Origin of the sequence: Actinoplanes nipponensis (genome assembly GCF_016862275.1) — a bacterium.
GTDB lineage: Bacteria > Actinomycetota > Actinomycetes > Mycobacteriales > Micromonosporaceae > Actinoplanes > Actinoplanes nipponensis.
This window is the reverse complement of record NZ_BOMQ01000038.1, coordinates 33096-59433: the sequence shown is the minus strand read 5'-3', so window position 1 is coordinate 59433 and position 26338 is coordinate 33096. Positions and strand designations below refer to the sequence as shown.

Below are 26338 nucleotides of genomic sequence, written 5' to 3'. Positions count from 1 at the left end.
CCCGGAGCCCGGAGCCCGGAGCCCGGAGCCCGGAGCCCGGAGCCCGGAGCCCGGAGCCCGGAGCCCGGAGCCCGGAGCCCGAAGCCCGAAGCCCGTTTCACGTGGAACCATCACCGGCCTTAGCGCTACATCGCTATCAGCACAGTTGGGCCTGATTCACTCCAGGCAGTCTTATGCGGTAGGCCCTTTCACCCTGAACTAGCGGAGGGCTCGTGACCCTCGTTAGGGCCGGGACCAACGAGTCCGACGCGGCAGCCGACTGCCGATCAGCGGCTTGATGGCTGCTGACAAAGACCCGATCTGTGGACCGCTCGATGGACCAGAGCCAGCATCATTGGAACCGAGCGTCGACCACGCCACCACGACATCCGGCTCGGCAAGCATTCATTCGATCAAGGCTCTTAGCCCGAGTCCTCCGGCCATCTTCACTACGCCCCTCCGCCCGGCGGCCACACGAAGCTGGGGCTGTTTCACGTGAAACGAACGACTGTCCCCGGCCACACAAACTGATGACCCAGCGACTCCGCCGCCCAGCTCTCAGCGAGCCGAACGAGGGTCGTCTCAGGACCACCGTGATCAACTAAGGAGGCCGGCTTCGACGATTCCGGGCCTACGGTGATCGACCAGGAGATTACAAGCGGCGTTGGCCGGAAGACCTGCCAAGCGCGCCTCGTCCCTCAGCTCGCTCGCCATGGACTGAACTGCGGTCCCCGACTTGCCGAGCCCCGCCCGGGACCCGCCTCGATCAGAACCCAACGCGGCCATGACCCGAGCGTCCCACCCTCACTCCTTGCCACAGAACCCGAACGTTGGTCGGCGCCCGTCACGTCGCGTCAATGACGCGCCCGGTCGATCCGATGGCTTCTCTCTCGCAGCCGGGCGAACATTTACCGGGGAGCCGGCACTTTCACGCAAGTCCAGCGCGATCGGGTGTCGCGAAGCCGCGCTCACTGCTGACCATGAATCGCACATCGCTCCGAACGGGTCGCCGCGCGCCGGCTCCGGCGGGCAGGTAGGTAACCACGTACCGCTCACATCGGCAGGCAGCTGGGTGGAGCCGCACTGCAGACTTGCGGCACCCTCACCTGATGCGGGCTGGTGTCTGCCGCTCGCTTAGGGCGGTAGTGCCACCCTTTGAACGTCTGTTCCCCAGCGCCAACCTGACTGCAGACGCGCCGAAGCAAGCAGCCGCTGTGGTGGCCTTAGAGATGCGCTGCCTTCCTTCCGGACAAGCAGCCGCCTGACGACCCCCAGCTGCCCGAGGAACACCTCCTGGACCAACTGTCATGCCAGCCTCAACGGGAACAGTCGTCCCGTTGAGCGGGCGCTGAACCGCGGCCCGACGAAGGGGAAGCAGGGCTACGGACCCGCCAATTGGAGCCTCGTTGACCCAGTCGTCGCAGAGGCCACGTGTGCCGCCGATCCTCGTCCGGAATTGCAAAGACATCTCCAGATCGAACTCGGATGACAAGCTCGAGCCTCGTCCTAGCTAAGGAGCCCGAAGTAGCCCTGCAGCTGACCAGGAAGCCTCACCCTGACAAGGGGAAGGAGCCGGCCGGTTCCCCCTCGTGATCAGCACCGCCTGGATCCCGATCTGACAGTCCCAAGGGGAGCACGACGACCCACTCATCTACCTGGCTCGGCTCACCGCCGGTCAAGGCCGCCGCCCAAACACAGCCAAGAAACGTCGTTGCTTCGGAAGCCGCTCCGAGTGCCAACGAGGTCCAGTGGAGCGGCTCGGCAGGAGAAGCTGGCCCCCGACCACTCGAGCTCGTCTCAGGACACCGGCCCACCAGCGATCGAGACTGCAGTTCGACCAACGCACAGACGGCGTCCGGAGGGCTCTGACAAACTGGCTCGCCCGCAGTGGCCACGAACCTCGGATGTCACAGAGGAAGGCCGCAGACAGGACCGCGTCGACCACTCAAACACCCGTGCCCGACTCATCCGAAGAGACGGCGAACAGCCCGCCGGCCCACCGCAGGTTTCACGTGAAACAACATGGAAGCGGTCGCCGACCCGCAGCCACCCGGAGCCAACTTGCGGCCCTCCGACGAACCCTCGGCAGCGGCTCCATCGTCCCTACAACCGCGCCCCCGAGATCGGCACGCAGCACTATCCACAAGCTGTGCGTAGAGACTGTTGAAGAAGCTCCCCGTGGCCGTTTCACGTGAAACAACTCCGATGGATGACACGTCCTCCACCGCTGTATCCACAGGGGGTGAGCACCATCTACGTCGTGTTTCACGTGAAACTGGTCAGCCTGTGGATAACTTCTGTGGATAACTTTCGCCGTGGCCCCTCCCCCACCGAAGGTGACGATCGTCGACCTTCCGGGCACTGTCTGAACGGGTGAGGGAGCATCGGCGAGTCCGCCGGAAATTGACCCGGGACAGTGCCCCTTGAGCTGGGCTAGGGTCAGCGTCGTGCCCCACAATCCCCCGCCGCTCCCCGACTTCACGCGCTGGCCTTCCTTCCCCTTCGAGGGAGACATGCGCGTCAAGAACCTCGCCGAGCCGGTCGAGGTGGAGCCCCCACGCAGTGGCGAAGACGCCGCCGACTGCGTCGCCTGCAACACGCCCGACGACGCGTACATCTGGGTCAGCGAGCGCTGGCGAGTCCGCGGCATGGACCGGCCCACCGGGCTGCCCATGGTCCTGATCCTCGAGTGCCGCTCGCACCTCGACATCGGCGACCTGCCCAACCTGCTTGCCGCGGAGCTCGGGGTGATGACGGTCCGCCTGGAGCGAGCGATCCGATCCCTCGACAGCGTCGCCCGCGTGCACGTGAACCGCTGGGGCGACGGTTCGGCGCACCTGCACATGTGGTTCCTGGCGCGACCCTACGGACGGCTGCAGCTCCGCGGCACGTTCCTGTCGCTCTGGGACGACCTGCTGCCGGTCATCCCGGAAGAGCAGTGGCGCGAAAACCTGGCGCTCGTCGCGGAGTGGCTCGCGGGTTTCGGCGGCCGCGCCATCGCCGAGCCTCCCCACATCCACTGGCAGTCGCCGTCCACATTTGGCAGCGAACCACCGAGCGCCCCGGACACCACCCCCGCAACCGGCGCCGAACCCCCGGCTTCATCCACAGGCCCCACGCCCGACCGCTCCCCCGCCGACCCGCTCCGGCCCAGCGACATCACCGCGGCCAACGCGGAGACCCGCAACCTCTCCTCCTACGCCACCCGCACCGCCAACCCCACCGATGCCGCCACCGCCGAACCCGCGCGGAACAACACCCCGACACCCGACGCCGGAAGTGCGACCCCAGACCCGAAACCCTCCCCCGCGCCCATCCCCGAAAACCCAAGCGCGATCTCACCGGAAACGGCCAAGGCCGAGGACACGCCACCCAGCGACGCATCCGGTACGGGCACAGCGCCCCCAACCGCAAGCACCCCGGTCCCCCATGCAACGGCTGCCTCGGACTCCCCCGGCCACCCCACCACGGCGGCGCCCCACCCGGCCCCGTCCGTGTCGCCGACGATCCCCGAGCAGTACCGCCCGGACAGCGCCAAGCCCGCCAACAAGACCCCAGGCAAGGGCGAGGACGAAGTTGAAGTCGAGGCTGAGAGTGCGGAGAGCCCAGTGCGAGGAGGGCTAGCCACCGCGAATCAATCCACAACCCCCGCCGCCCCGACTAACTGACCAAAGTCGGCAGGTCCACAGCCCAACCCACAGCCGAAACGCGGGCACCGCGCGGTCGGTACTCCACAGCCGGTTCCGCGCGGTTGGCACTGCACAGCCCGACTCCGCTGTCGGTACTCCACAGCCGGCGCCCGCAGTCGTAATCCACAGCCGGGCTACGGGGGTTGTTGACGCACAGCACCGCTACGTGCGATTGATAGTCACAGCGTGGCTTTGTGGGTTTGCTAGTCCGCAGCCGGACTCGGTGGTGGTGGTAGTCCACAGCGGGGCTCCGCGGGGCTGATAGTCCGCAGCGGGGCTGGATGGGCCTGGTGGTCCGCAGTCGGGTTCGGGGACTGGTAGTCCCCAGCCGGGCTCGGTGGGGTGGGCATTCCACAGCCGGGCTCCGTGGGGTAGGCATTCCACAGCCGGGCTCCGTGGGGTAGGCAATCCACAGCCGGGCTAAGTGCGAGGGGTAGTCCACCTCTCGCCCCGCGCGCAGCTAGCGATCCTCAACCCCTGACCAATCCGCCCGCGATAGTCCACGGTCGGACCTCGGGCGGCCGCCCGTCCACAGCCCTGATCCGCGTTCGCGCGGGCGGTACTCCACACCCCCGCTTCGCGACTGGAGGCCCACAGCCCAGCCGCACCCCAATCAACAAGGTCGGCGAGAGACATCCGTGAAGCGCTGAAGTCGAGAACTAAGGCGGCTCGCGATCAAGTCGGCACCGTGGACGAGCACAGCGGTGGGGTCATCCGCGTAGCAGCCAGCAGGACGCAACTCATCCCAACAGTCCGCGAACCTAAGGGTCAGCGCGTGGCGGCTGGGCCACGGACAGCGTGCTCCCTGCTCGCGGTCACGGGTCCTGTTGGTTGATCAGTGGAGCCGAACCGCGAATCGGTTGGTCGGTCGGCACCCCGGGCAAGAGCCACGATCAACTCCCGGAGCGGCGCACCTTTGCGCGACCCCCACAGACGACTGCAACCGACAACGGCACACAACGCGCAGGCGGAAAGGCCAGTGATGCATTCCCACCGGAGCCGCTGCGGCCGACCAAAGTCTGGGCAAGCGAAGATGTGTCGCCGAACCCTCGCCCGAGCGAACAGGGCCCAGGCCCCATCCCGACCGAAACCAAGGCCAAGGCCAAGGTCGAGCGGAGCGGAATCACCCCGACCAGAACCGAGCCCTAGCTCACGCTCGCGCGAGGGCCGCCTGTGGAAGGGGCGGGGGCCTGTGGGATGGGCGGGGCTGTGGAAGGTGCCGAGCCTGTGGAAGGCGCCGAGCCTGTGGAAGCGGCCGGACCCTGCGGAAGGAGTGAACCCTCCACCCAACCACCACAGAAACAAGATCAGGCCACCACCCAACAAAAACGGGGTGGTCGCCCAATCCAACGGACAACCACCCCGAAGAACGACCGCCCCCAATCACCCTCCCCCGCGAACAACCGCCCGCCCCACAAGATCCGCCAGCACCTTCCCAAGATCAAGCCCAGCCGCCTGCACCGCCAACGGCAGCAGCGAAGTCTCCGTCATCCCCGGCGATACGTTCACCCCGAGCACGTGCGGCTTCCCCTCCCCGTCGACGATCAGATCCACCCGCGAAAGGTCGCGCATCCCCAGCGCCCGGTGTGCCGCCAGCGCCGTATCGGCCACCGCCGTCGCCACCGGGGGCGCCAGCCGGGCCGGCGTGTGCCAGGTCGTCAGGCCCGCCGTGTACCGGGCCGCGTAGTCGTACACCCCGTCGCGGGGGACGATCTCCACCGGCGGGAGGGCCTCCGGGCCGTTGCCCAGGTCGACCACCGACACCGCCACGTCCGTGCCGGGCACGAAGCGTTCCACCAGCGCCGTCGAGTCGTACGCGAAGCAGCCCACCATCGCCGCCGGCAGCGCCGCGGCCTCGCGCACCACCGCCGCTCCCAGGCCCGATCCGCCCTGTGCCGGCTTCACCATCAGCGGCAGGCCCAGCCGCTCCGCGATCCGGTCGAGCACCGCTACCGCGCCCAGTTCCGAGAAGCGGTCGTGCGGCAGCGCGACCCAGTCGGGAGTCGGGATGCCGGCCTCGCGCAGCATCGCCTTCGCGGTCGGCTTGTCCCAGGCCAGCCTGGCCGCGCGGGCGTCGCAGCCCACGTACGGGATGCCGCACAGGTCCAGCACCCCGCGCAACGAACCGTCCTCGCCCGTCGCACCGTGCAGCGCGATCACCACCGCGTCCGGCGGGTCCTCCCGCAGCGTGGGCAGCAGGGCCACGTCCGCGTCGCTCAGTTCCGCGGACAGGCCGAGCGCGCGGAGGGCGTCCAGCGCTCGGCGACCCGAACGCAGGGACACGTCGCGCTCGTAGGACAGGCCGCCGGCCAACACCAAGACGTGGGTCATGGAAGTGATCATGCCAAGTCCGGGCCGGGAGTGTCCGCGCCGGCGTGCCCGCGGCGGCGCGGCGGTGGTGTCGGTCCGAAGACCGCGCGCATGGCCAGTTCCTGTTCCATCACGCCGGCCAGCCGGCGCACGCCCTCGCGGATGCGGTCCGGCGGCGGGAACGAGAAGTTCAGTCGCAGGTTCTGCCGGCCGGTGCCGTCGGCGTAGAAGCCGGTGCCCGGCACGTAGGCGACGCGGGCCGCGATCGCCCGGGGCATCATTGCCTTCGAGTCCAACCCCTCCGGCAGGGTGGCCCACACGAACAGGCCGCCCTCCGGCCTGGTCCAGGTCGTGCCGGCCGGCATCAGGTCACGCAGGGCGTCGAGCAGCGCGTCGCGCCGCTCCCGGTAGATCTCGCGGTACGTCTTGATCTGCTCGCGCCACGGCATGGTCGACAGGTACTGCGTCACCGCGCCCTGGGCGAACGCGCTCGGGCACAGGATGTTCGCCTCGCTGGCCATCACCAGCTTCTCCCGTACGGCATGGGGGGCGAGGACCCAGCCCACCCGCAGCCCGGGCGCGAACGTCTTGGAGAACGTGCTGACGTAGATGATGCCCTCGCGCCGGCGGGACCGGAGCGGTCGCGGTGCCTCGTCGGAGAAGCTGAGCATCCCGTACGGGTCGTCCTCCACCACCAGCAGCCCGTGCCGTTCGCAGATGTCGAGGACCTCCTCGCGCCGGGCGTCGGTCAGCGTGACGCCGGCCGGGTTCTGGTACGTCGGGATCGTGTAGAGGAACTTCGCCCGCCCGGCCGCCGCGACGACTGCCTCCTCGAGCGCGGCGGGCACCAGGCCGTCCGCGTCCATGGCCACGTGCCGCACCTGTGCCTGGGCGGCCTGGAACACGCCGAGTGCGCCGACGTACGTCGGCCCCTCGGCGAGCACCACGTCACCCGGGTCGAGGAACAGCCGGGCCACCAGGTCCAGGCCCTGCTGGCCGCCGACGGTCACCACCACGTCGTCCGGGGACGCGCCGGTGGCCGCGTCGATGCCGGACAGGCTCATGACCTCGCAGATGCGCTCGCGCAGCTCCATCGTGCCCTGGCCGATGCCGTACTGGAGGCTTGTCGTGCCGAGCTCGGTCGCGAGCCGGCCCATCATCTCCCCGACCGCGTCCAGCGGCAGCGCCGCGATGTACGGCGAACCGCCGGCCAGCGACACCACCTCGGGGCGGCTGGCCACGGCGAACAGCGCGCGGATCTCCGACGTCGTCATCCCGCGGACCCGCCGCGCGTACCTATCCGTGTAGTCGTCCTGGGTCGTGCCGGTCATGCGGCTCACCTCGATAAATCGCTGGTCACATCGGCGTCCCATGCTAAAGGTCCGACGCCCGGGGTCGCCTGCGGTTAACGACCGTTACGCTCCCGTTCAAGGCCATTGCGGCGTAGTATCCGTGCGGGGGCGCGGACGGGCACGTGAACAGGACCGTGCTTCGAGTCCGGAAAACTGTCGACTCTCAAGGGGTCCCGCATGTCGCGACGCCTGGTCAACCTGACTCTCGACACGCTCGAGGATCTGCCCCGGCCCTGCCGCCAGTGTGTGTACTGGGAGCTCGACCCGGTCGCCGCCGAGCGGGCCTGCGCCTCGGGTGATCCGGGCCTCGAGAAGGAAGCCTGGGTGTCGCAGACCCTCCTCGAATGGGGGAGCTGCGGAAAGCTGGCGTACGTCGACGGGATGCCCGCCGGCTTCGTCATGTACGCCCCGCCGGCCTACGTCCCGCGGTCCATGGCGTTCCCCACGTCGCCGGTCTCGGCCGATGCGGCCCTGTTGATGACCGCGCACGTGGTGGCCGCGTTCGCGGGCGGCGGCATCGGCCGGATGCTCGTGCAGGGCGTCGCCCGGGACCTCACCAAGCGCGGGGTCAAGGCGATCGAGGCGTTCGGCGACGCGAAGTTCGGCGAGGCCGGCGACGGCGAGGAGGGCTGCGTCGCCCCGGTCGACTTCTTCCTGTCGGTCGGCTTCAAGACGGTCCGCCCGCACCCGCGCTATCCGCGGCTGCGCCTGGAGCTGCGCACGGCGCTGTCCTGGAAGTCCGACGTCGAGTACGCGCTGGAGAAGCTGCTCGGCTCGATGAGCCCGGAGACGCTGCTGCGCCCGGTGCGGCCCGCGGCCGCCACCCGCTCGACCCCCAACTAGCGTCAGGCGTTGCGGGAGGCCAGGGCGAGGCGCAGCTGCCGCACGTCGATCGAGCCGGTCGGCACGTCCGCCTCGACGGGGAAGTACATCCGCTGCACCGCGGCCAGGATCGCCTCGACGACCTGCTCGCGGAAGGCCGGGTCGATCAGCCGCTCGCGGTCGGCCGGCGAGGTGAGGTAGCCCAGGTCGACGCGGACGGCCGGCATCCGGGTCAGCCGCAGCAACTCCCAGGTCTTGGCGTGGATCCGGCAGTCGCGCATGCCGGTCCGTACGACGATCTCCCGTTGCACCAGGTTGGCCAGCCGCTCCCCCACCGTGGAGGTGAGGCCGCTGCCGGTGCCGTAGTGGTACGTGGCCACGCCGTCCGCGGCCGGCGACTCCTGGCCGTCCAGGTGCAGCGAGATGAACAGGTCGGCGCCGAGGCTGTTGGCCAGTGACGCCCGCTCCTGGCTGGTCATCGGCCGGGCCGGGGACGGGCCGCGGGTCAGGTGCACGCGCATGCCGGCGGCGAGCAGCCGGCCCTCGAGCCGGTTGGCGAAGTCGAAGGCCAGGTCGGCCTCGGTCCACCGCAGCGGGCCGTCCGGCACGATCACGCCGGGGTCCTCGGCGCCGCCGTGGCCCGGGTCGATGACGATGGTCTTGCCGACCAGGCTGGAGCCGGACTGCCGGAACGCCTCGGCCTCGCGCAGCCACTGCGGCCGGCCGCCGACGACCTTGCGGCCGAGGCGGCGCAGCGCCTTCATGGTCTGCGGGCCGCAGGACCCGTCCGGGGTCAGCCCGACCTCGCGCTGGAACTGGGCCACCGCGCGGGCCGTGCGCGGGCCGTAGATGGCGTCGGCGCGCCCGCTGTCGAAGCCCATCTCCAGGAGCCGCTCCTGCAACGCCCGGACGTCCTCCCCGACCAGCGACGTGGGCACCGAGTGGTAGAGGGTGCGGGCGCCGAGCTTCCAGCGGGCGCCGTCGAGGGCCTGCCAGGTCTCGGGGCCGACCAGACCGTCGACGCCGATGCCGCGGCTCTGCTGGAAGGCGCGTACGGCGTTCTCGGTGGCCTCGTCGAAGGTGTCGGCCGCCGCCGACAGCAACTCCAGGCCGACCAGGATCGACTGGATCTCCTCCACGGCCGGTCCGGTGTCTCCACGTCGGATCGAACGCACGCGCGGCTCCCTAACGACTGGGGGGAAGAGCAGAGGGCAACTTACGGAGCGTACCCCCCGGCGCGGGCCGGGAATCACTCATGGCGAAGCACAACGCCCCGCATCCGATCGGATGCGGGGCGTCGCGGAGCGGCTCAGAGAGCCGACTCGATGAAGTTCACCAGGGCGCCCTTGGGCTTGGCGCCGGCGACGGAGTTGACCGCCTCGCCGCCCTTGAACATCGTGAGCGTCGGCACCGACATCACCCGGTAGGCGCGGGCGGTCTCCGGGTTCTCGTCAATGTTGACCTTGACGATCTGCACCCGGTCGCCCATCTCGGTGGCGATCTCGGCCAGCAGCGGGTCCACCTTCTTGCACGGCGCGCACCACTCGGCCCAGAAGTCCACCAGCACCGGCTTGTCGGACTGCAGCACGTCGGCCACGAACGTGGCGTCGGTGACCGCCTTGGTTGCTCCCACGGAAAACCCTCCTGAATTACAGCTCTACGAACGAGGCGATGAAGCGTTCCGCGTCGAGCGCGGCGGCGCAACCGGTGCCGGCGGCCGTGATGGCCTGGCGGTAGGTGTGGTCGACGAGGTCGCCGGCGGCGAACACGCCCGGGATGTTGGTGCGGGTGCTGGGGGCGTCGACCTTGACGTAGCCCTCGTCGTCCATCTCGACCTGACCCTTGAACAGCTCGCTGCGCGGGTCGTGGCCGATCGCGACGAAGACGCCGGTCACGTCCAGCACCTTGGTCTCGCCGGTCTGCACGTTGCGCAGCCGGGCGCCGGCCACCTTGCCGTCGTCGCCGAGGATCTCCTCGACGACGCTGTTCCACTCGACCTTGATCTTCGGGTTCGAGCTCGCGCGCAGCGCCATCACCTTGCTGGCGCGGAACGAGTCACGCCGGTGCACGATCGTCACCGTCTCGGCGAAGCGGGTGAGGAAGGTCGCCTCCTCCATCGCGGAGTCGCCGCCACCCACCACGATGATGTGCTGGTTGCGGAAGAAGAAGCCGTCACAGGTGGCACAGGACGACACGCCGTGGCCGAGCAGCTCCTGCTCGCCGGGCACACCCAGCGGACGCCACGCGGAGCCGGTGGAGAGGATGACGGCGCGGGCGAAATACTGCTTCTCGCCCACCCAGACCGTCTTCAGGCCCTCGGCGCCCGCCGCGGTGGGCTTGTCGCCCAGCTCGACGCGGGTGGCGTCGTCGGTGATGAACTCGGCGCCGAACTTCTCGGCCTGCTTGCGCATGTTGTCCATGAGCTCTGGGCCCATGATCCCGTCCGGGTGCCCGGGGAAGTTCTCGACCTCGGTGGTGGTCATCAGCGCGCCGCCGGACTGCACGCCCTCGATGACGAGCGGCTTGAGGTTCGCCCGGGCCGCGTAGAGCGCCGCGGTGTAGCCGGACGGTCCCGAGCCGATGATGATCAGGTTTCGGACCTCGTCCACTGCCGACTCCTCAGTCTGGTTCCGCCGGTTCACCCGGCGACATCGCATGCTGGAACGTCATCGTATGAGGGCGCATTCCCGCGCGTCCCGGCATGTGCCGGAGGGCATAGGTAACCCACCTCACGCCGGGCGGGATGACATCGGCTCAGCCTACCCGCACCGCGGCGAGCTTGTCCGCGCCGACTCCGGGCGTGCCGCAGGCCGGGCCGGAGGCCCACACCCAGGTCGCGTCGCCCGCGGCGACGAACCGCACGATCACGGCCGGGGCGCCGTCGTACCGGGCGAGGTCGATGGTCTGAGCGGTGATGTCGCCGGCGCCGTACTGCGCCGCGATGGCCTCGATACAGGCGCGCAACGCCGCCTGTTCGCGCAGCCGGTCCAGCGCCGGGTCGGGCTCGACGGCCGCTGCTCCCCCGCCCAATTTGCGGGACGGTGACTCCGGATCCTGGGCGGGCGCGGGGGCGAGCATCGTGCTGTTGCCGGGCGCCGCGAGGGTCTCCCGCCGGTAGTCCGTGCCGCTCTGCAGGATCTGGGCGGCGCCGTTGGGCAGGGCGAGCTCCTGCGCGGCAGCCGGCGGCTCCGCGGCGGAGCCGGCCGACGAGGCCGTGTCCTCGCTGCTCCCGCCGGCGAACTGCTGCTGCAGGCCGAAACCGGCGAACGCCAGCACTCCGGCGGCGATCCCGATCGGGGCGGTCCACCGCAGGCGCCGGGCGCGCCTTCCGCTAGACCCGGACGGTACGGCGACCAGATGCCGATCAGGCGCAGCACCATCACTACCCGGCTCCATGGCGCCCGGACCGGCCGTGACACCACCCGGAACGTCATCAGGCACGCTACTGCCGGGGGCAGCCGCCTCGACGGGGTGCGCGCCGTGATCGGCGGCGGTGAGCAGCGCGGCGTCGAGCCGGGCGATGACGTCCGCGGGCATCGGCTCGGCCGCCTCCCCCAGCGCCCGCAGGTGACCGGTCACGGCAGTGACACCGCCGGAGAGCAGGTCATGGGCGTCGCGCCAGGCGGGGTCGTCGGCGATCAGAGCGGCGACGGTGGCCTCGTCGGGGGTGCCGTCCAGCGCGCCGCCGACATAGTCGGCCAGCAGGTCGATGTCGACCCCGCTGAACTCTGCCCCGCTCACTGCTGGTCCCCCCTGTCGGCCACGGATCTGTCCGGCACGGACGGGTGCGCTGCCGTCGCGGCCGACCCTGATGGGACGCGTGCCGCAGCCGCCCGGTTCCCGGCGTGACCGCCGTCTCTCCCCGCGCCGCCGGCCACAGTGGTGTCCGAGCCCGTACGCAGGTGGCCGAGCGCCGTCGCCATGCGGGCCCGGCCGCGCGCGCACCGGCTCTTGATCGTGCCCTCGGCCACCCCGAGGATCTCCGCCGCCTCGAGCACCGGATAACCCTGCACGTCCACCAGCACCAGGGCGGCCCGCTGCTCGGCCGGCAGCGCCGCCAGCGCCGCGCGGACCACCAGCGCGGTGTCGTGGTCCTGGACCGGGGCGGCCGGCTCCGGACCGCCGGGCCGGTCGTCGGAGCGCGTGCCGTCCGGCAGCGGCACCGTGGGGTGGGCCTGGCGCCGGCGGATCCGGTCCAGGCAGGCGTTCACCACGATGCGGTGCAGCCAGGTGGTGACGGCGGAGTCGCCACGGAAGCGGGCCGCGCCGCGGTGCGCCGACAGCAGCGCGTCCTGCACCGCGTCGGCGGCCTCCTCGCGGTCGCCGATCGTGCGCAGCGCCACGGCCCAGAGCCGGTCCCGGTGCCGGCGTACCAGGTAGTTGAACGCCTGCGGGTCGCCGTCGACGTGCGCGCGCAGCAGCTCGGCGTCCGTCCGCCCGGGGTTGTCCGGGGCGGACGTGCGGTGCTGCGCGTCGCCGGAAGTCACGCCCAGCAATCTAGCCGAGGGGAGCGACCGGGTGGGGCCGCGCGGTCAGTTGCCGTAGACCTCGACCTTGCTGATCTCCGCGCGGTACCGGCCGTCCTCGTCCTGGGGCAGCTCGGTGATGAAGATCAGGAGGTACTGGTACTTGGCGTTCTCGTCGAACACGGAGAACGCGGAGTTGGTGCCGGCCGTCTTGGCCGTGTCGCTGTCGCCGAGCTTCTGGTAGGTCTTGACGATCTCTTCGTCGCCGGCGGAGGTGTTGCCCGGGTCCTTGGTGCCGGTCCGGATGTCCATCGCGATGCCCGGGGCCGAGGCCTCGACGCGGATGTCGCTGACGGTGCGCGGGGTGCCCAGGTTGATCAGCAGGCCCATGCCCGGCTTGTTGTAGAACTTCGCCTGCCGGAAGCCCGAGGTCTTCCAGACCGTGTCCTTGTCGTCGTCGACGGTGTAGGCGGCCTCGCCCTCGTCGGTGCGGTCACCCTGCGGCGGGTCGACGATGCGCACCATGTCCGGCGTCAGGGTGAGCTTCTTGGGCGCGGCGGCGGGAGTGCCGTCGCCGGTGTCGCCGGTGCCCGTACCGGCGCCGGCGGGATCCTGCGGCGCGGTGTTGGCCTGGGTGGTCTTGGCCGGCGAGTCGTCACCGGACTTGCTGATCGCCTGGATGCCGAAGACGAGCCCGATCACGGCGATGACGACCAGGGCGCCGATCCCGATGACGATCTTGCGGGTGCTGCGGACCGGCTCCGCCGAGGTGCCCTGGGTGAAGCGCAGCGGGCCGACGTCGTCGTACTCGTCGTCGGCGGAGTTCAGCCGGGCCAGCTCGGCGGTGAGCGCGTCGGCCGCCGGCGCCGCCACCCGCTTGTCGAGCAGGTCCATGGTCAGGTCGTCGAGGTACGCCGGGACGCCGGCGCGGATCTGCCGGGGCGGGATGACCGCGCCGCTGCTGTCACGCATCGCGTCGGGCAGCGCCGAGCTCCTGAGCTCGGCGTGCGGCCAGCGGCCGGTCAGCGAGAAGTAGAGGATGCCACCGACCGAGCGCACGTCCGACTCGGTGCTGTCGGCGGAGTCGGCGCGCGCGTCGGCGAGCACGATCCGGCCGTCGTCGCCGATCAGGGTGGTGCCGGGGTGCACGTTGCCGTGGACCATGCCGGTGGCGTGCACGGCGACGAGCGCATCGGCGATGGAGTGCGCGATCGCCGTGGCGCGCACCGGGTCCAGCGGGCCCTCCTGCGCGATCAGCTCGCGCAGCGCCTCGCCGTCGACCCACTCCCGGACCACGTAGGCCCGGGCGCCCTCGTCGATCGCGTCGTAGACGCCGACCAGGTTGGGGTGGATGACGCGGCTCGCGTCGACCGCCGCCTGCAGCATCTCGGTGGCGGAGTCGCCGCCGGGATAGCGCAGCACGACAGCCACCGGGCGCCGGAGGATCACGTCGATGCCGCGCCAGACCTGCCGGCCCGCGCTGTCGTTGTTGACGTGTTCCTCGAGCTGGTACCGCTCGGCCAGGATCTCACCGACGGTGGGTGCACCGAAGGTCATGACCGGCCCGGCCTCATCGGCCGCGGTCTCGTGGCCTTCGCCGACCTGGGTCACCAGTCCTCCTCGGTGGGTCCGCACGTGTCGAGCACGACCTTACCCGCACCGGGCCAATGACCCACACGTCATCCCCCGCCGCCGCGCCCGCCGGGGCCCGCCCGCCAGGGCTGTTTCCGCCGCTCGGTGGATAGAAACTACCTGTTCAGAGATTTATCCACAGGTTTTCCACACCGATCAGCGCCCGAGTTTGCGGCGCACCATGCCGACGACCTGGCTGATCTCCCGTACCCGCAGCAGCGCCGCTGTCGCCAGGTACACCACCATGATCACCGCGCCGCCCGCGAGGACCTGGAGAGCCGCTGTCAATCGCCCGGGCGTGTCACCGCCGGGGAGCAGGTGCACGACGAGCAGTCCGGCGCCGGCCGCCACCGCCGCCGCCACGAGCACCTTCAGCAGGCCGGCGGCCACCGAGCCGAGGTTGAGCCGGCCGATCCGGCGGCGCAGCACGGCCAGCGAGATCACCGCGGAGAGCAGGTACGACAGCGCGTTGGCGGCGGTCATGCCGGCCGCCGCGAGCGACTCGGAGAGCATCTCGGCCAGCACGAAGTAGCCGGCGATCCGCAGCAGGACGACCGGGATGTTGATCAGCGCCACCGTCTTGTTGCCCTGCAGCGCGTAGAAGGCATAGGTGCACAGGTAGCTGACCGACAGCGGGATCACCGCGAACGCCGCCACCACGAGCACCGTGCCGGTGGCGAACGCGTCCTCGTAGGTGAAGGCGCCACCCTGGAAGAGCGTGACGGCGATAGGCACGCCGAGGACGCCGTACGCGACGGCGATCGGGGCCAGGGCGGTGGTGGTCAGCCGGATGCCGCGGGTCAGGTCGGCGCTGACGTCGGCGTACCGGCCCTCGGCGGCGGCGGCGCTCATCTTCGGCAGCAGCGCGGTCATCACCGAGACGCCGATGATGCCGTGCGCCATCATCGTCAGCAGGTAGACGTTGTTGAAGGCCAGCACGCTGGCGTTGTTCTTGCCGGACACGCCGTTGAGGACGCGCACCACCACGAAGACCGCGAGCTGGTTGGCGGCCACGTAACAGAGCATCCAGCCGGCCAGCCGGCCCACCTCGCCCAGGCCCAGCGCGCGCGGCGACCACCGCCACTTCCAGGCGAAACCGACCTTGCGCAGCGCGGGCAGCAGGCCGGCGGCCTGGGCCACCATGCCCAGCAGCGTGCCGCCGGCGATCAGCGCCACCCGCCCGGGCGTCATGTCCTCGGGGCGGAAGCCGCGCGCGGTGCCGAACACCACGATGAAGACGCCACAGGTGGCGATGACGACGAGGTTGTTGAGGATGGGCGCCCACATCGGCGCAGCGAAGTGCCCGCGCACGTTGAGCACCGCGCTGATCATCGCGGACAGGCCGGTGAAGAAGATGATCGGCAGGATCAGGTACGCGAACGCGGTGACCAGCTCGCCGTACTGCTTGCTGGTGTTGTCGCTCGACTGGATCGCGGTGATCCAGGGGGCGGCCGCCACCACCAGCGCGGTGGCCGCACCCAGCGTCACCACCGCGAAGGTCAGCAGGCGCTGGGTGAACAGCAGCCCGCCGTCCGGGTCGGCCTTGCGCCGCCGCACCAGCAGCGGGATCAGCACGCTGGACAGGATGCCGCCGAGCAGCAGCTCGTAGATCTGCCCGGGCAGGAACTGCGCGCTGGTGTACGCGTCGCCGATGCCGGCGCCCAGCGTCATGCCGATCAGCATGTTGCGGACGAAGCCGATGATCCGGCTGACCAGGCTGCCGACCGCCATGATCGCGCTGTTGCCGGCCGTGCTGCCGCCGTCGCCGCCGCCGGTGGGCGGCACGTCCTCCGGCGGCAACGCCTGGTCGCCGGCCGCGGTGGTGCCCGGGTCGTCGATCGAGATCAGGATCGCCCCGTCGGACGACTGGGGATCACCGTCGCTCGCGGCGTGCGCGCTGCGGTACAGGCCGCCGTTCACCAAGACCTCCCCAGGGGTACTGACACACCGTCACCCTAGCCAGGCCGCGCCTCAGACGTGACGGCGCAGCAGGGTGCCGGGCAGCGCGCCGGCCAGCGTCTCCACCATCCAACAGGCCTCCAGGGGCACCAGCGGCTCGCTGAGCGCGTCCAGCACCGTCGGGTGGTCGCAGCCCGCCTCGGTGAGCTCGCCGAGCAGGTCACCGACCGGCCGCAGGTCACCGGTGTCCGCGATGTGCCGGGCCAGCGGCCGGACCCGGGCGTACCACTGCTCCCCCGGCAGCCGGGACAGCCGCTCGGCGGCCTGCCGTACCAGCTCGGCCAGCCCTTCGCGCGGGAAGCGGGAGCCGCCGCGGACCTCGAGCCGCGCCGGGGCGGGGGCGGTGTAGGCCGCGACGGCGGTCTCGTCGATCACCCGGGGTGAGGGCGCCGGCGGCTGCGGCCACCAGGATTCGGCCGCGAACAGCGGCAGCGGGGCCTGCTCCGGACCGGCGGGCACGGCCGGCGGCACCTCGCGGCGCAGCGACCTGTACGCGGCCGCGCGCACCGCCGCGGCCGCGCTCTCGTCGTCGTCGGCGGTGAGCGGCGCGAACGGCGACAGCAGCGCCACGACCAGGCCCGGATGCGGCAGGGTGGGATCCTCCAGGGCGATCACCCGGGCGCACAGCTCCAGCTCGTGCCAGCGCAGCGCGGCCGGGTACGGCCGGCCGGGCGCGGCCCAGCCCAGCTGCACCGGCTCGGTGCTGGCCGGCTCGCGCAGGCCCAGCCGCTGCTCGCCGGTCGGCAGGTCCAGGTCGAGCACGAGGCCGTAGCCGCCGGTGACCGGCAGGGCGACCCGCAGCTCGGCGGGGTCGGGATCGGGGAACGCGCCGTCGTGCACGAACAGCTGGGACCAGAACCGCGGATCCTCGCTCAGGCGACGCAGCGCCTCGGAAACGGGCACGACGCCCATCCTGCCCGTTGCGCCGCGGCGCCGCCACGGGGCGTCCCGCCCGCCGTGCCCACCACCGGCGCGCGGACCGGCGGACGCTACCCTGGTCGTCCCATGTCTGAGTTGAGCCGGGCCCAGCGCAACGCCGTCGCGGAGTTGCTGCGGGTCTCCCCCGTCGCCGATGAGCTGGGGCGCCGTTTCGGCGCCGCCGGCCATGAGTTGCACCTGGTCGGCGGGTCGGTGCGGGACGCGCTGCTCGGCCGGCTGGGTGACGACCTCGACTTCTGCACCGACGCCCGGCCGGAGCAGACGCTCGCCCTGGTCAAGGGCTGGGCGGACGCGATCTGGGAGACCGGCCGCGAGTTCGGCACGATCGGCGTGCAGAAGGACGGCCTGCGGCTCGAGATCACCACGTTCCGGGCCGAGGCGTACGACGGGGTGACCCGCAACCCGGTGGTGAGGTACGGCGACAACCTGCTCGACGACCTGCGCCGGCGCGACTTCACGATCAACGCGATGGCGGTCAGCCTGCCGGGGCACGTCTTCACCGACCCGTACGGGGGACTCGAGGACCTGGCCGCCGGGGTGATCCGGACGCCCGACTCCCCCGCCTCGTCGTTCAACGATGATCCACTTCGGATGCTGCGTGCCGCCCGGTTCGCCGCCAAGCTGCGGTTCGCGGTGGACGGCGCGGTGCTGGCCGCGATGACGGAGATGGCCGCCGACCTGGACCGGATCACGGCCGAGCGGATCCGCGACGAGTTCACCAAGCTGCTCTGCGGGCTGGACCCGATCGCCGGGCTGCGCATGCTGGTCGACACCGGACTGGCCGACCGGTTCCTGCCGGAGCTCTCCGGGCTCAAGCTGGAGATCGACGAGCACGCCCAGCACAAGGACGTCTACGAGCACACGCTGATCGTGGTGGCCAACGCGATCCGGCTCGAGGGCGACGCCGGCCCGGACTTCGTGCTGCGGATGGCGGCGCTGATGCACGACGTCGGCAAGCCGGCCACCAAGGCGGTCGGCCGCGACGGGCGGGTCAGCTTCCACCACCACGAGGTGGTCGGGGCCCGGCTCACCAAGCAGCGGATGAAGGCCATGAGGTACCCCAAGGACGTGACGTCCGAGGTGGTCGAGCTGGTCGCCCTGCACCTGCGCTTCTACGGCTACGGCCGCGGCGAGTGGACCGACTCGGCGGTGCGGCGGTACGTCACCGACGCCGGCGAGCTGCTCCCCCGCCTGCACAAGCTCACCCGTTCCGACTGCACGACCCGCAACAAGCGCAAGGCGGCGGCGCTGGCCGCCGACTACGACGCGCTCGAGGAGCGGATCGCCCGGATCGCCGCCGAGGAGGACCTGGCCCGGGTCCGCCCCGACCTGGACGGCAACGCGATCATGGAGCTGCTGGGCGTGCGGCCGGGCCCGGTGGTCGGCCAGGCCTGGCGGTTCCTCAAGGAGCTGCGCCTGGACCGCGGGCCGCTGGACCGCGACGAGGCCGAGGCGGAGCTGCTGCGCTGGGCCCGGGAGCACGGTCACGTCTCCTGACCTGTCGTACCCCTGAGGCAGGATGGGTCCGTGCAGTTGCTGGTGGAGTCCCCGATCGGACCGCTCGGCGTCGTGCTCGACGGCGACACCGTGATCGGCGTGCGCTTCGGCGCCTCCCACGGCTCGTCCGACCGGCATCCGGCGGCCGCGGAGCTGGCGGCCTACTTCGCCGGCACGCTCACCGACTTCACCGTGCCCTTCGACCTGCGCGGCGGTTCCGCTTTCGAGCGCGCGGTGTGGGAGCAGATCGCCGCCATCCCGTACGGCGAGATGGTGACCTACGGGGCCATCGCCAAGGCTCTGGGTGACCCAGGGGCGGCCCGGGCGGTGGGGACGGCGTGCAACCACAACCCGGTGCCGGTCATCGTGCCGTGTCACCGGGTGGTGGGGGCGGGCGGCAAGTTGACCGGCTTCGGCGGCGGCCTGCCCCGGAAACGCCGGCTGCTCGAGCTGGAAGCCCGGTTCAGCTGGGAACGGGCCTGGGGCTGACGGACTCGCGGGCCTGCACCTTGCGGGCTGGCGAGACCTCCAGCCCGGCGGCCGGTTCCTCGGCCTCGACCGGGCACGGAGTCGGAAAGCTGCGGGGACTCCGGCTCCGGTGCTGCGGTCGGGGGCGATCCGCCGCGTACCGGAAAAGGGCCGGACCGGGGCCCGACCCTTTTCCGAAGCGGATCAGCGCTCGATCTCGCCCTTGATGAACGCCTCGACCGCGTTCTTCGCGTCGTGGTCGTTGTACTGCACCGGCGGGGACTTCATGAAGTAGGAGCTCGCGGACAGGATCGGGCCACCGATGCCGCGGTCCTTGGCGATCTTCGCCGCGCGGACCGCGTCGATGATGACGCCGGCCGAGTTCGGCGAGTCCCACACCTCGAGCTTGAGCTCCGCGTTCAGCGGGGTGTCGCCGAAGCTGCGGCCCTCGAGCCGGATGTAGGCCCACTTGCGGTCGTCGAGCCACGGCACGTGGTCCGACGGGCCGATGTGCACGTCGCTCTTGACCATCTCGTGCGGGATCTGGGAGGTCACCGACTGGGTCTTGGAGATCTTCTTGGACACCAGGCGCTTGCGCTCCAGCATGTTCATGAAGTCCATGTTGCCGCCGAAGTTGAGCTGGTACGTGCGCAGCAGCTCGACCCCGCGGTCCTCGAACAGCTTGGCCAGCGCGCGGTGCACGATCGTGGCGCCGACCTGGCTCTTGATGTCGTCGCCGACGATCGGCAGGCCGGCGTCGGTGAACTTCTGCGCCCACGCCGGGTCCGAGGCGATGAAGACCGGCAGGGCGTTGACGAACGCGCAACCGGCGTCGATCGCGGCCTGCGCGTAGAACTTGTCGGCCTCCTCGGAACCCACCGGGAGGTAGGAGACGACGACGTCGACCTCGGCGTCGCGCAGCGCCTGGGCGATGTCGACCGGCTCGGCCGACGACTCCTCGACCATCTCGCGGTAGTACGTGCCCAGACCGTCGAAGGTCGGTCCACGCTGGACCGTCACGCCGGTCGGCGCGACGTCGGTCAGCGTGATCGTGTTGTTCTCGCTGGCGACGATCGCCTCGGCCAGGTCCATGCCGACCTTCTTGGCGTCCACATCGAACGCCGCGACGAACTTCACGTCGGACACGTGGTAGTCGCCGAAGGTCACGTGCATGAGACCCGGGACGCGGTCGTTGGGGTCGGCTTCGCGGTAGTACTCCACGCCCTGCACGAGGGACGAGGCGCAGTTACCCACACCGACGATGGCGACGCGGACGGAGCCCATCGCGTTTGCCTCCTTGTTCATTGCGGCCGGTCCTGATGCGGACCCGGGTGTTCGAGGGGTGTCTCCCCGGCTGGGGACGTGCCTGTTTTGAGGTTTGTCGCTGTTGCCGGCGATTTGCCGGAGCGCTCGTTGGTGATGAGCTCCTCCAGCCAGCGGACTTCGCGCTCGCAGGCGTCCAGTCCGTGGCGCTGCAGTTCGAGGGTGTAGGCGTCGAGGCGGTCGGACGCGCGGGCGAGCACCTCACGCAGTCCTTCCCGGCGTTCCTCGATCCGGCGGCGGCGGCCCTCGAGGATCCGCAGCCGCGTCGCCCGGTCGGTCCGGGAGAAGAAGGCGAAGTGCACGCCGAACCCGGCGTCGTCGTACGTCTCGGGGCCCGCCTGGGCGAGCAGTTCGGCGAACCGTTCCTTGCCCTCGGCCGTGATTTTGTAGACAACCCGGCCGCGCTTGCTGGTGAGCGGGGGAATGATCTCGCTGTCGGCGGACTCGGCCTCGCCGATCCAGCCGGCGGTCTGCAACCGCTTCAGCGTGGGGTAGAGCGTGCCGTAGCTGATCGCCGCGCGGATCGTGCCGAGCTTGGTGGCGAGCTCCTTGCGCAGCTCGTAGCCGTGCATCGGGGATTCCTGGAGCAGCCCGAGGATCGCGAGTTCCAACATGACGCCCACCCCCTCCGCTGTGCCGCACGATGTATCGGCCCGATACATCGCCACCGTAGATCGGGTTGCCGCCGATCGCAAGCGGCGTCATGGTTGTGCAGTCGCCACGCCACGCTGTGTGATGGCTGTCGCCGTACGGGTGGGAACCGCGTACTCTCTTCGCCATGCGCACGCAGCGGCAGGTGGTCGACTACTCGCTTCAGAAGCGGGCGCTGCTGCGTGACGTGCACAACGGCAAGGTGGGGACCCTTGAGGTCTGCGACGCCTCGCCGTACCTGAAAAACGCAGCTAGGTTCCACGGCGAGCCGACCGACGACCGCTGTCCGGTCTGCCGCCGCGACAACCTCACCCTGGTGCATTACATCTACGGCGATGAACTCAAGCAGTCCGCCGGACAGGCCCGCAAGCTGGCGGAACTGCCCGTCCTGGCGATGACGCTGAGTGAGTTCCAGGTTTTCGTGGTCGAGGTGTGCCAGTCCTGCGCGTGGAACCATCTGATCGAGCAGTACCTGCTCGGCCGGGACGCGCTGAACACCGACGAACTGGACCAGGACGGGGCTGTTGCCGCGTCCGCCTCGGGCCGCCACCGCGAGACAGGGTCGTCGTCACATCGACGGGAGGGCCGACAGTGAGCGGTCTCCACGTCGCTAACGTGGACACGATCCCGACCGATACGGGCATCCAGCGCCGCAGTCGGTCATTCTTGACATCCGACAGGGCGGCTGCGGACCCGCAGCCCAGAATCGTCCGCCCGTGGCAGTGCCTCCGCAGCCCCTCCAGGGCTTCTCTGGCGCGCCACCGCGACCGGTAGGTGTGACCGAATGAACTCGTACGGCGATCCGCAGTCTGCGCGTGCCCGGGCCCGAGTGCCCGGGCCGTCCGCTGCATCCACGCCTGACGACGACCCGTCCGGCTACGAGGAACGTCCCGCGCCCGACGCCTACCGGCGTCCGGCGGGTGGCCGCGCGAGCGTCAGTGGTTCGGTGCCGCGTGGCGCCGCCTCTGTCGGGGCGGCCCCGGTCGGTGGTCGTGCTTCCGTCGGAGCCGGCACGGGACCGGTGGGCTCTGCCCGCGTCGGCGGCCGGGCATCCGTGGGCGCTCCCCCGGCTGCGGCCGGCGCGTACGGCGGCCGCGGCGCCGTGGCGCGGGCAGCCGTGCGACCGGTGTCCCCGGCGGCCGGCGTCCCGGGCGGGCCCGACGGCTCCGGGTCCGGCAAGCGGGGCGGCGCCGACAAGATCCTCACCAAGGCCTCCAAGCGCCGCCGGCGGACCAACATCCTCACCGCCGCGGCGGCAGTGCTGGTCATCCTGCTCGGCGCCGGCGTGGTCGGCGGCACCTACTTCTTCGACAGCGTCGACTTCGAGGAGCCCACCGCCGAGGCGCAGACCACCCAGCTGCTCGCCAGCGACAACAAGACGGTGCTCGCCTCGCTGGGTCAGTTCAACCGCTCGATCGTCCCGGACGGCAGCATCAACCCGCTGATCAAGCTCGCGGTGGTCTCGGCCGAGGACAAGGGCTTCTACAAGCACAACGGCATCGACATGAAGGGCATCGCGCGCGCCGCCTGGAACAACTTCACCGGCGGCGAGGTGCAGGGCGCCTCCACGATCACCCAGCAGTACGCCAAGTACGCCACCAAGCGCAAAGAGATCACGTACAACGTCAAGCTCCGTGAGGCGGTCATCGCCCGCAAGATGGAGGACGTGTACTCCAAGGACCAGATCCTCGGGCGCTATCTCAACTCCGTGTACTTCGGTCGCGGCGCGTACGGCGTCGAGGCGGCCGTCAAGGCGTACTTCGGAACCAACCGCTCGGCGCTGACCCCGGTGGGCACCAAGGGCGCGATCACGGCCGGCGAGGCCGCGATCCTCGCCGCGGTCATCAAGCAGCCCGAGCCGACGGCCACCCACAAGGGTTACGACCCGCAGAACAACCCGACCGACGCCCTGGACCGCTGGCGCTACACGGTCGGCAACATGGCCGAGCTCGCGCTGCCCTCCGGCATGGCGGAGGCGGGAGTGCCCGCGGGCATCAGCCCGCCGACCGCGTACCCCAAGACCTGGATCAGGTGGGACGCGGACAAGTGCTCCACGACCTGCGGCAACAACAAGCCGAGCGCCAAGATCGTCAAGTACGTGAAGCGCGAGCTGCGCGACATGGACATCAGCGACGCCGAGCTCAACCAGGGCGGCCTGCAGATCAGGACCACGATCAACCCCGAGGTGCAGTCGCTGGCCGAGAAGGCGGCGAACGGCAAGAGCAAGAAGTCGCCGCTGAACGACATGGACTCGACGTACAAGTCGGCCCTGGTCGCGATCAACCCGACCAACGGCCGGGTGCTCGCCTACTACGGCGGCCCGGACGCGGCCAGCTGGGACTACGCGGGACCGAACTACAAGGACGACGGCAAGACGTTCGTCGGCGGCGGCCGGCCCCCGGGCTCGACGTTCAAGATCTACACCCTGCTGGCGGCCCTCAGCGACGGCTACGGCATGGACACCATCTGGAACTCCGAGCTGAAGAAGGTCAACGGCGGCGGCAAGATCAGCAACTCCGGCCGTGAGGGCGGCAGCCTGAAGTGCCCGACCCCGCGGGCGTGCACGCTCGAGGTGTCCGTGGAGCAGTCCTACAACTTCACGTTCTACTGGCTGGCGGACAAGCTCGGCCCGGAGAAGGTCATCGAGATGGCCCACAAGGCGGGCATCCAGCTGATCGGCGACCCGGAGACCACGGCCCGCTACGACCTCAACAAGCTGAGCGAGGACGAGCTCAAGTCGAAGGGCTACGGCCGCGAGGTCGGCTTCGGCCAGTACGCGGTCACCGCGCTCGACCACGCCAACGGCGTGGCCACGATCGCCAACGACGGCATGTACATCAAGGCCCACTTCGTCCGCTCGGTGTCGCAGCGGGACCCCAAGACGGGCAAGTTCGTCGCGGTCAAGAACACCGGCGAGAAGATCAAGCCGCAGCGGGCGTTCAGCGCCGACGTGGCCGCCGCGGCCCAGAACGTGATGCAGAAGATCCCCGGCATCAACGGCATCAGCCTGGACGGCGGCCGCAAGGCCATCGGCAAGACCGGCACGTGGGAGTTCACCGGCAAGGGCGGCAAGGACGGCGACAACGGTGACGCGTGGATGGTCGGCGGCACCCGGGAGATAGTCGCCTCCGTCTGGATCGGCCGCGAGAAGCAGAACAAGAAGACCAACCAGATGGACCTGTTGCCGATCTACAAGTACGGCACCAAGCCCATGAACGGCGGCTCGACCCCGGGCAAGATCTGGAAGATGTTCCTGGACTCGGCCTCCGATGCGATCAAGGCGGAGAACAAGCCGTTCCTGCCGAACACGACCGCGTTCGTCGACCCGAACAAGAAGGGCAACGGCGAGGAGCCGCCGCCCCCGCCCGTCGTCACTCCGCCGCAGAACAACCCGATCTGCCAGATCTTCCCGCAGCAGTGCCAGAACAACGGCAACGGCGGGAACGGCAACGGTGGTAACAACGGCAACGGCGGCAACAACGGTGGCAACGGGACACCCGGCATCACGTTGCCCGCGGTGCCCGGCGGGGACAACGGCAACGACATCAACGGTGGTGGCGGGGGCCAGACCGACGGAAACGTCGACACCCCCAACTGACGTAGCGCCATCCGAAGTGGCGCCCCTCCGCGGAGTGGGCGCCACTTCGCTTTTGCGGCCTTGTGGCCGGACTGTGCCGCAGGGCGTCTCCTGCCCGTACGGCGGATGCGGCATGATGCCAAAGCATGAGCGCGCCATCGTCCCCGGAGATCGACCGGCCCGACCTGCCCGCGGAATCGGACGGCTTCATCCGGGGGCTGTCCCAGGCGATCGGCGGACCGCTCGGTGAACACGCCGTGCGCCCGGATGCCCGCCGCGACCGGTTCTGGACCGCACCGCGGATCATCCTGGCGCTGCTCTGCCTGACGCTGGCGCTGAGCTGGGTGCAGAAGTCGCCCTGCCAGGACGGCGACTGGCAGAAGAACGTCCAGTACACCCGGTTCTGCTACACCGACGTGCTGGCGCTGTACTACGCCGAAGGGCTCAACGAGGGCAAGGTCCCGTACCGGGACCACCCCGTCGAGTATCCGGTGGTGACCGGCTACTTCATGGGCGCGCTCGGGCTGCCGGTGCACGCCCTCGGCCAGAAGTACCCGGAGATCAACCAGGGCAAGTGGTTCTACAACGCCAACGCGCTGGTGCTGTCCGCCCTGGCCGTCGCGTCGCTGGCGATGATCCTCGCGCTGCGCCGCCGCCGGCCCTGGGACGCGGCGATCTTCGCCCTGTCGCCGATCGTGCTGGTCACCGCGACGGTCAACTGGGACTTCCTGGCCATCGCCCTGGCGGTGTTCGGCCTGTACGCCTGGGCCAGACGCTGGCCACTGGTCGCCGGCCTGCTGCTCGGCCTGGGCGGCGCCGCCAAACTGTGGCCGCTGTTCATCCTCGGGCCGCTGTTCGTGCTGGGCCTGCGGGCCAAGCGCATGCCCCAGTTCTGGACGGCGACCGCCGCGGCCGTGGTCGCCTGGCTCGTCGTCAACGTCCCGGTCGCCGTGCTCTACCGCGACAGCTGGAGCCGCTTCCTCGAACTCAACCGGGAACGCCCGATCGACTGGGGCACCTCCTGGTACGTCGGCCGCTACGTGGACTCCAAGTGGAACACCGGGGTCGCCGGTGACCAGGGCCCGTTCCAGTGGCTCAGCGACCACATCCCGGTGCTCAACAACATCTCGTACGCGCTGACCGCGCTCGCCTGCCTGGGCATCGCCGCGCTGGCGCTGCTCGCCCCCCGCCGGCCCCGGCTCGCCCAGCTGGCGTTCCTGGTGGTGGCTGTCTTCCTGATCTTCAGCAAGGTCTGGTCCCAGCAGTACGTGCTCTGGCTGCTCCCGCTGATCGTGCTCGCCCGGCCCCGCTGGGGGGCGATCCTCGCCTGGTCGGTCGCGGAGATCGGCTACTTCACGGCGTTCTACGCGGAACTGCTCGGCGCGGGCGGCAAGCCGGTCATCCCCGAGGGCACCTTCGTGCTCGCCTCGAGCCTGCGGCTGATCACCGTGGGGATCCTGTGCGGGCTGGTGATCCGGGAGATCTGGCGGCCGGAGCTGGACGTGGTCCGGCGGACCTACCGCGACGATCCCGACGGCGGCGTCCTCGACGAGGCGCCCGACGCGGGCTGGGTCGACGGGCTGCGCCGGCGGCTGCGCGTCGCACCGCGGCCGGCGACGGCGGAGGTCGTGAGCGAGGCGCCCCCGCCGACGCCGGTCGGCTGAGCGCCCCGCC

The 26338-nt window shown here is 70.5% G+C and carries 19 protein-coding genes; 7 read left to right on the top strand and 12 right to left on the bottom strand.

The features are described from left to right. Positions 1-2651: 2651 nt before the first annotated feature. Positions 2652-3647, top strand: coding sequence for a hypothetical protein (locus Ani05nite_RS41085; RefSeq protein ID WP_239130069.1), 996 nt, complete (start codon positions 2652-2654; stop codon positions 3645-3647). Positions 3648-5051: 1404 nt separating this feature from the next. On the opposite strand, the gene Ani05nite_RS16465 is transcribed toward Ani05nite_RS41085, so the two are convergent. Together Ani05nite_RS16465 and Ani05nite_RS16460 are read right to left on the bottom strand one after the other, a co-directional pair. Next, complete coding sequence (locus Ani05nite_RS16465) at positions 5052-5999, bottom strand: D-alanine--D-alanine ligase family protein (RefSeq protein ID WP_377881482.1); 948 nt, start codon at positions 5997-5999, stop codon at positions 5052-5054. A gap of 8 nt (positions 6000-6007) precedes the next feature. Further along, positions 6008-7309 carry an aminotransferase-like domain-containing protein gene (locus tag Ani05nite_RS16460; RefSeq protein WP_203769255.1) on the bottom strand — a complete coding sequence of 434 codons (1302 nt, stop codon included), beginning with the start codon at positions 7307-7309 and terminating at the stop codon, positions 6008-6010. Positions 7310-7507: 198 nt separating this feature from the next. Here Ani05nite_RS16460 and Ani05nite_RS16455 point away from each other — a divergent pair, with 198 nt between their 5' ends. After that, positions 7508-8173, top strand: coding sequence for a GNAT family N-acetyltransferase (locus Ani05nite_RS16455; RefSeq protein WP_203769254.1), 666 nt, complete (start codon positions 7508-7510; stop codon positions 8171-8173). Positions 8174-8175: 2 nt separating this feature from the next. Here Ani05nite_RS16455 and Ani05nite_RS16450 read toward each other — a convergent pair whose 3' ends face one another. The 8 genes from Ani05nite_RS16450 to Ani05nite_RS16415 form a co-directional block, all read right to left on the bottom strand. After that, positions 8176-9327 (bottom strand): N-acetylmuramoyl-L-alanine amidase, encoded by a 1152-nt coding sequence (locus Ani05nite_RS16450; protein WP_203769252.1) that lies wholly within the window; start codon positions 9325-9327, stop codon positions 8176-8178. A 134-nt stretch (positions 9328-9461) separates the two neighbouring features. Then, on the bottom strand, positions 9462-9785 hold the full coding sequence (gene trxA / locus Ani05nite_RS16445; protein WP_203769250.1) for a thioredoxin: 324 nt from the start codon (positions 9783-9785) through the stop codon (positions 9462-9464). A gap of 16 nt (positions 9786-9801) precedes the next feature. Then, complete coding sequence (trxB, locus tag Ani05nite_RS16440; RefSeq protein ID WP_203769249.1) at positions 9802-10761, bottom strand: thioredoxin-disulfide reductase; 960 nt, start codon at positions 10759-10761, stop codon at positions 9802-9804. Between the two features lie 145 nt (positions 10762-10906). Continuing rightward, a complete protein-coding gene (locus tag Ani05nite_RS16435; RefSeq protein WP_203769248.1) occupies positions 10907-11893 on the bottom strand; it encodes an RsmA family anti-sigma factor in 987 nt (328 codons plus the stop codon). Next, on the bottom strand, positions 11890-12639 hold the full coding sequence (gene sigM, locus Ani05nite_RS16430; RefSeq protein WP_239130063.1) for an RNA polymerase sigma factor SigM: 750 nt from the start codon (positions 12637-12639) through the stop codon (positions 11890-11892). Before sigM ends, Ani05nite_RS16435 begins: the two co-directional genes overlap by 4 nt. A 45-nt stretch (positions 12640-12684) precedes the next feature. Beyond that, a complete protein-coding gene (locus Ani05nite_RS16425; protein ID WP_239130061.1) occupies positions 12685-14229 on the bottom strand; it encodes a protein kinase family protein in 1545 nt (514 codons plus the stop codon). A gap of 177 nt (positions 14230-14406) precedes the next feature. Continuing rightward, positions 14407-16170, bottom strand: coding sequence for a murein biosynthesis integral membrane protein MurJ (murJ, locus tag Ani05nite_RS16420; RefSeq protein ID WP_203769246.1), 1764 nt, complete (start codon positions 16168-16170; stop codon positions 14407-14409). 51 nt (positions 16171-16221) lie between these two features. Then, on the bottom strand, positions 16222-17121 hold the full coding sequence (locus Ani05nite_RS16415) for a hypothetical protein (protein ID WP_203769245.1): 900 nt from the start codon (positions 17119-17121) through the stop codon (positions 16222-16224). A 93-nt stretch (positions 17122-17214) separates the two neighbouring features. Between Ani05nite_RS16415 and Ani05nite_RS16410 the strand changes: the two genes are divergently transcribed. Both Ani05nite_RS16410 and Ani05nite_RS16405 read left to right on the top strand, forming a co-directional pair. Beyond that, positions 17215-18645 (top strand): CCA tRNA nucleotidyltransferase, encoded by a 1431-nt coding sequence (locus Ani05nite_RS16410; protein ID WP_203769244.1) that lies wholly within the window; start codon positions 17215-17217, stop codon positions 18643-18645. A gap of 30 nt (positions 18646-18675) precedes the next feature. After that, positions 18676-19134, top strand: coding sequence for a methylated-DNA--[protein]-cysteine S-methyltransferase (locus tag Ani05nite_RS16405; RefSeq protein ID WP_275410561.1), 459 nt, complete (start codon positions 18676-18678; stop codon positions 19132-19134). A 183-nt stretch (positions 19135-19317) separates the two neighbouring features. Here the strand turns inward: Ani05nite_RS16405 and Ani05nite_RS16400 are convergent, their stop codons facing one another. Beyond that, on the bottom strand, positions 19318-20397 hold the full coding sequence (locus Ani05nite_RS16400; protein ID WP_203769260.1) for an inositol-3-phosphate synthase: 1080 nt from the start codon (positions 20395-20397) through the stop codon (positions 19318-19320). Positions 20398-20414: 17 nt separating this feature from the next. Next, positions 20415-21050 carry a PadR family transcriptional regulator gene (locus Ani05nite_RS16395; RefSeq protein WP_203769242.1) on the bottom strand — a complete coding sequence of 212 codons (636 nt, stop codon included), beginning with the start codon at positions 21048-21050 and terminating at the stop codon, positions 20415-20417. A gap of 164 nt (positions 21051-21214) precedes the next feature. Between Ani05nite_RS16395 and Ani05nite_RS16390 the strand changes: the two genes are divergently transcribed. The 3 genes from Ani05nite_RS16390 to Ani05nite_RS16380 all read left to right on the top strand — a co-directional run bounded on the left by Ani05nite_RS16390 (position 21215) and on the right by Ani05nite_RS16380 (position 26328). Then, a complete protein-coding gene (locus Ani05nite_RS16390) occupies positions 21215-21682 on the top strand; it encodes a DUF5318 domain-containing protein (RefSeq protein ID WP_203769240.1) in 468 nt (155 codons plus the stop codon). Between the two features lie 522 nt (positions 21683-22204). Then, positions 22205-24685, top strand: coding sequence for a transglycosylase domain-containing protein (locus Ani05nite_RS16385; RefSeq protein ID WP_203769238.1), 2481 nt, complete (start codon positions 22205-22207; stop codon positions 24683-24685). Positions 24686-24810: 125 nt separating this feature from the next. Next, a complete protein-coding gene (locus Ani05nite_RS16380) occupies positions 24811-26328 on the top strand; it encodes a glycosyltransferase family 87 protein (RefSeq protein ID WP_203769236.1) in 1518 nt (505 codons plus the stop codon). Positions 26329-26338 lie beyond the last annotated feature (10 nt).